Origin of the sequence: Sinorhizobium sp. P24N7, assembly GCF_042436655.1 — a bacterium.
In the GTDB taxonomy this organism is placed as follows: domain Bacteria; phylum Pseudomonadota; class Alphaproteobacteria; order Rhizobiales; family Rhizobiaceae; genus Sinorhizobium; species Sinorhizobium meliloti_A.
In genome coordinates this window covers 1-966 of sequence record NZ_JBHMIW010000059.1, presented here as the reverse complement: position 1 = coordinate 966, position 966 = coordinate 1, and the positions used below count along the sequence as shown (strand labels likewise).

At 57.9% G+C, this 966-nt stretch carries 1 protein-coding gene; it reads left to right on the top strand.

Going from position 1 to position 966, the window contains the following annotated elements; genetic code table 11:
• Window positions 1–53: 53 nt before the first annotated feature.
• The coding region (gene repB, locus ACFHWW_RS33855) for a plasmid partitioning protein RepB (RefSeq protein ID WP_379943726.1) at window positions 54–966 on the top strand (913 nt) is incomplete at its 3' end.

Below are 966 nucleotides of genomic sequence, written 5' to 3'. Positions count from 1 at the left end.
AATGCGGCCAACGGCGAAGTTCTCGCCGAGGTCCACAGAACATGGGGACGTGTATGAGCAGAAGGAGCACCCTTAAAGGCATTTTCGGTGACGCCGTCGAAGAGTTGGCCATGGCCAACTTCGAAGAGGAGAAGGAAGCGGAACGCGGCCCTGCGGGCCCGGTCCGCTCTATGGCTTTGACGCTGGGCAAGATGGAGGAAGAGGCGAGGGCGATGCAGGAAGCCTTGATCGCCGGCCTTCGCGTTCAGGATCTCGACCCAGAGCTCATCGACGATTCCTTTGTGCGAGATAGGATCGGGGACCTCGCGCTTACGGAAGATGATCCTTTTGTGCAATCAATCGCAGAGAGCGGTCAGGAGGTTCCAATTCTGGTCCGCCCACATCCGGAGCGGGAAGGTCGCTACCAGGTAGCCTATGGTCATCGTCGGCTTAGGGCGGCTCGCCTCCTGAAGGTTCGCGTGAAGGCCGTCGTGAAGGAGATCGCCGACGAGGAGTTGGTTGTCGCGCAAGGCGTGGAAAACACCGCGCGCCGCAACCTGACTTACATCGAAAAAGCCACCTTCGCGCATACTCTCGAAGAGCGTGGCTTCAAGCGCGCCGTAATTATGAAGGCACTCACAACGGACAAGACCGAACTCTCGAAGATGATTTCGGTTGCCTCGTCCATTCCAGCCCCTGTCATCAAGCAGATCGGCAATACCCCTGCATATGGGCGGAGAAAGTGGATTGCGTTCTCTGAGGTTTACTCCGAGAGAAAGTTGTCCAAGTTGGAGGCCTTGTTCGCGTCTGAAGCTTTCTCGGGAGCGGATAGCGACAAACGCTTTGATTTGGCGCTGGGCGAGCTACTCGGAAAGGCAGCAAAGCCGGTCGCAAAAACATGGAAGCCGCGAGAGGGGGAAGCGCTGAGAGGTAGCATCAAGGCCGATGGGAAGAGGTACACGTTGGCGCTCAAAGCCGACGAAGCGC